General features: G+C 39.5%; 5 protein-coding genes and 4 pseudogenes. 4 read left to right on the top strand and 5 right to left on the bottom strand.

The genetic code is table 11. From position 1 onward, the window contains the following. Nucleotides 1-65 precede the first annotated feature (65 nt). The 3 genes and pseudogenes from O9290_RS07840 to O9290_RS07830 all read left to right on the top strand — a co-directional run bounded on the left by O9290_RS07840 (nt 66) and on the right by O9290_RS07830 (nt 647). Nucleotides 66-284, top strand: coding sequence for a hypothetical protein (locus tag O9290_RS07840; protein WP_288027991.1), 219 nt, complete (start codon nt 66-68; stop codon nt 282-284). Continuing rightward, nucleotides 233-448, top strand: a pseudogene (locus O9290_RS07835) (IS701 family transposase); the annotation flags it as partial. The gene O9290_RS07840 and the pseudogene O9290_RS07835, both read left to right, overlap by 52 nt. Next, nucleotides 435-647, top strand: coding sequence for a winged helix-turn-helix transcriptional regulator (locus tag O9290_RS07830; protein WP_269464993.1), 213 nt, complete (start codon nt 435-437; stop codon nt 645-647). The pseudogene O9290_RS07835 and the gene O9290_RS07830, both read left to right, overlap by 14 nt. Here the strand turns inward: O9290_RS07830 and O9290_RS07825 are convergent. The 4 genes and pseudogenes from O9290_RS07825 to O9290_RS07810 form a co-directional block, all read right to left on the bottom strand. After that, complete coding sequence (locus O9290_RS07825) at nt 644-1,072, bottom strand: hypothetical protein (RefSeq protein ID WP_002759720.1); 429 nt, start codon at nt 1,070-1,072, stop codon at nt 644-646. The genes O9290_RS07830 and O9290_RS07825 overlap by 4 nt on opposite strands. A gap of 47 nt (nt 1,073-1,119) precedes the next feature. Continuing rightward, nucleotides 1,120-2,781 carry a purple acid phosphatase family protein gene (locus O9290_RS07820; protein WP_288056278.1) on the bottom strand — a complete coding sequence of 554 codons (1,662 nt, stop codon included), beginning with the start codon at nt 2,779-2,781 and terminating at the stop codon, nt 1,120-1,122. Nucleotides 2,782-2,857: 76 nt separating this feature from the next. After that, complete coding sequence (locus tag O9290_RS07815) at nt 2,858-4,600, bottom strand: ABC transporter ATP-binding protein (protein ID WP_288056276.1); 1,743 nt, start codon at nt 4,598-4,600, stop codon at nt 2,858-2,860. 131 nt (nt 4,601-4,731) lie between these two features. Next, nucleotides 4,732-5,001: pseudogene (locus tag O9290_RS07810) on the bottom strand (aminotransferase class V-fold PLP-dependent enzyme); the annotation flags it as partial. A 218-nt stretch (nt 5,002-5,219) separates the two neighbouring features. Here O9290_RS07810 and O9290_RS07805 point away from each other — a divergent pair. Then, nucleotides 5,220-5,816: pseudogene (locus O9290_RS07805) on the top strand (NACHT domain-containing protein); the annotation flags it as partial. Between the two features lie 6 nt (nt 5,817-5,822). Here the strand turns inward: O9290_RS07805 and O9290_RS07800 are convergent. Then, a pseudogene (locus O9290_RS07800) lies at nt 5,823-5,954 on the bottom strand (IS630-like element ISMae24 family transposase); the annotation flags it as partial.

Genomic DNA, 5,954 nt, shown 5'->3' with positions numbered 1-5,954 from the left:
TGGAGTGATTGGGGGGAAAATTTAGGGATTTTTTCCCTGAAAATTAGGTAATTGACCACCTGAAAATGGGTAAAACCCCACACCCCACACCCCACACCCCACACCCTGCCCCCACGAAAAACTTTTTCAGCAGCCCCTATTTAGGAGGATTATTAGGGGAAAGTGAGAGGAAAAACCTCCCTCAAATGGCCAATAATGCCGTCGGAGTAGTTTATAACCGATTACATCACTTTATTTTATCTTGGTGTTTTGTGCCTATACATTTATCCTGTGGCATAAGTTAACTGGGGGACTGCAAAGGCGGTGGACGAATCGACCTTTAAACACTTTTGTGGAAGCTTTGGAAGCTTTTCGGACAGCGATGTCTTTTCGTTTCTTTAGGTGGCTGACCGAGAATCAGGATGTGTTTGCCGCTTATCAAGCCAGTTTCGGCTTTGTTTGGGCTTAAAATTTGTTTAAGTCCCATTAGTCAAAAAGTTCTCACCCAACAACTGAGGGAATTAGAGTTAGATGGACTGATTCACCGAGAAGTTTATCCAGAAATTCCTCCCAAAGTTGAATATTCTTTAACCGCTTTCGGAGAAACCCTGAAACCGATTATTCTGGAAATGCACCAATTAGGAATTGAGAAAAATGCCAGACTTTAAGGTTTCAAATTTCCTCCTCGAATAAACCAAGTAATTGTGGCACTGGTAAAAGCAGTGATAGCGACAATAGCTATTTGTTTCCAGTTTTTTAATTCCCCAACTTTCTCGATTAAATCGGGAATTTTTTGGGTTAATACTGCTTGGGATTGAATTGTTCCTTCAATTTTAGCCGTTATAATTTTCACTTCCGTGATTTCTTTGTGTAGGTTAACAAATTGCTTGTTATTTTCTTCTCTCAGGGTTTCTAGTTGTTTGCGATTATCTTCCTTTAGCGTATCAATTTGCTCGCGGGTTTCTTCTCGCAGGGAACTTATTTGCTCGCGGGTTTCTTCTCGCAGGGAAATCATCTGCTCGCGGTTTTCCTGTCGCATTGCCGAGAGTAAGTCTTTCAATTCTTGAATATCATTGCTAGTAACAGTAGTCATACAATTAACCCCAAGAGAATCTATTTAACCGGCACTCTTTGATTTTATTATATTTCACCTACGCTAAAAAGGTCAAATTCATCAAATTTAATTACCTCGGAGTCAGGATAACGGGTATCAAAACGATAACTGCTCACGGTTGCTTTTTCTGTATCTAAAATGCTAAAAACCGTCAGTTCATTACTGGCAATATAGGGTAAAGGTTGATTAACCCAATCCACTAGAGGAGCAATATTCGGGATAATTGCTTCTAATCCATTAGGATTACCGATGGCTGCATAATTTCTATCGAGGGGTACAGGACGTTTTTTATCACCTAAATAAGCAGCATAACTATTACCAACGTTAGAAGATTCGAGAAAATTCATACCCTTAGGACTAAGAAAACGATTCCATAAATGAGAATGACCATAAAAAACTAAATTAACCTTGGCTGATTCTAATAAGGGAATTAGATCACGAATAATATAATCATTTTCTTGGGGATAATCATAACGTACTGAGCTAACTTTTCCCGTGGTATCCCGTTGAATTGTCGGCACGGGATCGGTGTAGGGTGGAACGATATTTCCTCCTAGGGTATGGGGAGGATGATGAAACATAACTACTTTATATTTAGCCTCTTGAAATTCTCGACTATTTAACTCTTTTTCTAACCATTGATATTGAGGACTACCCTGAGCAATTGGCTCAAAAATATGCTGACCGTAACCCCATCGGTCGGGTCTATCTAAATCTCTTTGATTTTCGTAATATCTTCCCGTTGCACTGGGTTCTAAATTGGGATTTCTCCAGATATTAGTAACATATAAAACCACTAAACGAATATCGCCAAAGGTTAGAGAATAATATTTATTTTGAGGCAAAGAAAAAATTTCTTCGTAGGTTTCTGTGTTGAAAGCATTATTTTTTAACCAGGTTTCATTAATTACTGCTGTATCCTCTGCTAGTTGTTTAGCAATAAACTGAGGAATAGCATCTTCAAACTGTTCATTTAAACCTATAGAAGTAGAAAATCTGCCCATAACTTCATGATTACCAATAGCAGGAAATAAGGGCGCATTTTGAATAATTTCTCCCCCTTTATAAATAGTCTGAATACCATTCTTTGTCAGAGTATAATTGGCACGACCTTGTAAACAGGGAAAGAATGCCCCACCGCGAATATCATCAAACCATTCGGAAGCTCGATCGGGTATATTAACTAAATCTCCTGCTAAAAAAACTGCATCTACCTGTCCAATAGTTTCGCTAACTTTTTGTAAATTAGCGGCAGTCATGGGCATTAATTGATGATCGGAAGTGAGCAGAATTTTGAGATTAGTTCCTTTTTTGGGTCTTGGGGTAAGGGTATAAATATCACTTCTAATCGCTGTATTTTCCTGAAAACTGGTGACTTGATAGGGAATCCTTTCCCCGGGATTTAAATCAGTAATTTCGGCCTGATGTCGCCAGATTTCTCGAGCGGTTAAAGATTGATAAGCTTCAACGGTTCTCGATTTTGCATCTTCTCTAACTCTAGTTAATTTGCTAGTGCGAGCGGGGACCATTTTCTCTAGTTTTTCCCCGTAGCGCACCTGATGACGAGCGCCAAAAAATTCCGTAAACCAAATCACTTGTACTGATGTTTCGGTGGGTAATTGTAAAAAAGGTTCGGTTAAAAGTTGATTCTTGTTCATTGTCGCTAAAAGATAACTGCTGTGCTGCATTTAAACGGTCTTAAGGAGTAATTGAGATAGTCCACAGCTTAACTGGCAATAACTGGCAGATTCCCTATTTTATCGGCTAATGTAAAACCTTAGATTCTAACTGCTGCTGTTGCCAGAGATTTTGATAGACTCCGGGGACTGCGATTAACTCCTCGTGGGTTCCTATCTGGACAATTTCTCCGCGATCCATGACAAAAATGCGATCGGCAGTGGCAGCGGCCGATAATTGATGGGAGATAAAAATCACGGTTTTTTGGCTTTCTTGGCTGAGATTTTCCAAAATAGCTGTAGCCGTTTGATTATCGACGCTAGATAGGGCATCATCAAGGATTAAAATCGGTGCTTGGATGGCTAAAGCGCGCGCTAAAGAGGCCCGTTGACGTTGACCACCGGAAAGAGTAATCCCACGTTCTCCCACTAAAGTTCCGTATTTTTGCGGGAAATTCTCGATTTCATCCTGAATTCTCGCTTGTTTGGCCGCCGATTCCACTGCCGAAAAATTCAGCAGCGGATCGCCATAACGGATATTATCTTCAATAGTGGTACTAAATAAAAAACTTTCTTGGGGAACATAAGCGATCGCTTTTCGCAGCTCTTCCAGGGCAATTTGAGTGACATCTTGATCATCAATAAATAACTGTCCCTCAGCAATATTCAAAAGACGGGGAATAGCGTTAGCAAGGGTAGATTTTCCCGATCTGATCGCACCGACGACGGCTACCGTTTCCCCCGGATTAATGGTAAAAGAAAGAGATTTTAAGGCGGGTTCCTTAGCATCAGGATAGAAAAAAGTCAAGGCTTTGGCGGTAATTTTTCCTTGAATATTTTTTAAGTGAATACAATCGGCATTGTCTTTAATTTTAGCCTCGGCTAATAGGATAGTTTCCAGGCGATCTATACTCACTTCTCCCTGTTGGTAGGCAGTAATAGTGAAACCTAATAAAGCAGTGGGAAAAACTAATCTTTCTGCCAAAATTAACAGAGCAATAAAGTCCCCAATGGTGATATTACCCGCTATAATTTGTCTAGTACCGAGAGCAAGCAACGCCAATAAACTGACATAGGCCAAAGCTTCAATCAGGGGAAAAAGAAAATTACGAGTCTGGACTAAATCTAAATTAGCCTGTAATAATTTGCGATTTCTTTGCTTAAATGCTCGGCGCTCGTTACCTTCTTGGGCATAAATTTTAATCAGAGTAATACCACTCATATCCTCTTGAATTAAATCGCTCAGATGCGAGAGTTTTTCTTGTACTTTTTTCTGTTGCCGCTGCAGACGACCACTAAATAACTGCACAGCAATTAACATCAAAGGATAGACAGAAATAGCGGCGATTGAAAGGGGAATATGAATCGCTAACATTACAGGCAAAGTTAACCCATAGGCAAAAAAAGTATTAGCCAAACTGAGCAAAGCAAAACCCACCAGACGACGGATATTATCCACATCGCTAGTGGCACGGTTGATTAAATCTCCTGAAGTTTGCCGAGAAAAATAGGCAGGTTCAAGGGTTAATAAATGCTGAAAGATTTTTTGTTTAAGCTCGAACTCTACCTGACGACCGATCCCGAATAACAATACTCTGGAAATCATGCGGATAAACCACATAATCGAGGCTAAAGCGACAATTAAAATCAGATAATAAATGATTTTTTGAAAGTCAAAGGATTTACTCAAATCATCGATGCTATCCCGGATTAAAAGCGGTATATAAACACCCAAAAGATTAACAATAAGCAGAGCAACTACCCCCCCAGTTACTATTTGCCAATGGGGACGTAGATAATTTGCTAGTTTTTTAATGCGAGAATAAGCCATATTCAGTTATCAGTAATCGGTGATCAGTTATCAGTTAGAATAGGGAACAGGCAAAAGGGGGAATAGATAATCAGTGGATTATGAGATGCGGCCACATTTCCCACCCAAGAATTTTTATTTTTTCTCCTTAACATTAGAACCAGCCTTGGGCGGTTTACCGGGGGGCTGATCAATTTTAGCTTGATAGCCGTACCGCCAGAAGTGAAGATAATCTGGTCTGAATTGGCATTAATTAACCCTGCTACCTGTTCTCTGGCCATTTCGATGACTGTCGCCCTATCCTGTCCCCAACTGTGTAAACTGGAGGGGTTGCCCCAATGATGCCGGAGAATAGTGGCAACCCGCTCGATCACTTGGGGATGAGTGGGGGTAGTGGCACTATAGTCAAGATAAATTTGCATTATTTTACAATCCGCCCGATAAGAAGTAAAGACAGGCAGCTATTCTCAGTTTAGCGGCTTAAGGATTAGAAACCCGCTTTCTTAAAGAAAGTGGGTTTCTGGGTTGATGAGAAACCCGCTTTCTGGGTTGTTGATAAGAAAGCGGGTTTCTGGGTTGATGATGAAAAACCCGCTTTCTGGCTTATACTAAGCTTCAGAGGATTTACAGGGGTTAAGTTATGACAGGAATTGAAACAACCATTGTAACAGCATTGACTAATAATTTTATTGGCCAAATGATTAAATCGGGGTGGGAGGGTATTAATAAAAATGAGTTATTGAATAAAGATGTCGGGCAGCTTATCAAAGAAGGAAAGTATCTTTTTTTGCGGGAATATACTCAACGTTACTGGGAGCGGCACGGCATGATTAAGGTTTTAAAAATGTCTAAGCCGATGGATTTGGAGTCAATTTATATTAATGTCAAATGTTTGGGTAATTTAGTCAGGGATTATTATGATGAAAATTTAGAAAATAAATATCGTGAGAGTAAGCAGCGACGGTTTAACTTTAGGGATGATGGTAAAAAAGATGGTTTACTTTTGGCTAATCAAGAACAATATTTAATGGTACTTGGTGATCCCGGTATTGGTAAATCTACATTTTTGCGAAAAGTTGGTTTAGAAGCTCTCAAGGGAAATAAAGGCAGTTATCAGCATTCTCTAACACCTGTTTTACTGGAGTTGAAAAACTTTAAAGAAAACGAGATTAATATTCAGGCATTAATTGAAGAGGAGTTTAAAATCTGTGGTTTTCCCAATGTGGAAAAAAATATTAAGTACCTAGGCAAAATTAATTACATACTCGCCTCCAAAATTGTCCAGCACTTTTTTAACGTAAGCGAGGAGGCTCTTTCGGTCTTTATAGGCGCTAAATTCAATCCATTCATATTTTAAAAATCTCCATAATATTTC

This window comes from Microcystis sp. LE19-41.2A (genome assembly GCF_027530405.1).
In the GTDB taxonomy this organism is placed as follows: Bacteria; Cyanobacteriota; Cyanobacteriia; order Cyanobacteriales; family Microcystaceae; genus Microcystis; species Microcystis aeruginosa.
This window is presented reverse-complemented; position numbering and strand designations above follow the sequence as displayed.

Excerpts from the sequence above, each read along its gene's own strand:
- O9290_RS07840 (WP_288027991.1), top strand. The coding sequence starts at position 66 with ATGGGTAAAACCCCACACCCCACACCCCACACCCCACACCCTGCCCCC.
- O9290_RS07825 (WP_002759720.1), bottom strand. The coding sequence starts at position 1,072 with ATGACTACTGTTACTAGCAATGATATTCAAGAATTGAAAGACTTACTC.
- O9290_RS07820 (WP_288056278.1), bottom strand. The coding sequence starts at position 2,781 with ATGCAGCACAGCAGTTATCTTTTAGCGACAATGAACAAGAATCAACTT.
- O9290_RS07815 (WP_288056276.1), bottom strand. The coding sequence starts at position 4,600 with ATGGCTTATTCTCGCATTAAAAAACTAGCAAATTATCTACGTCCCCAT.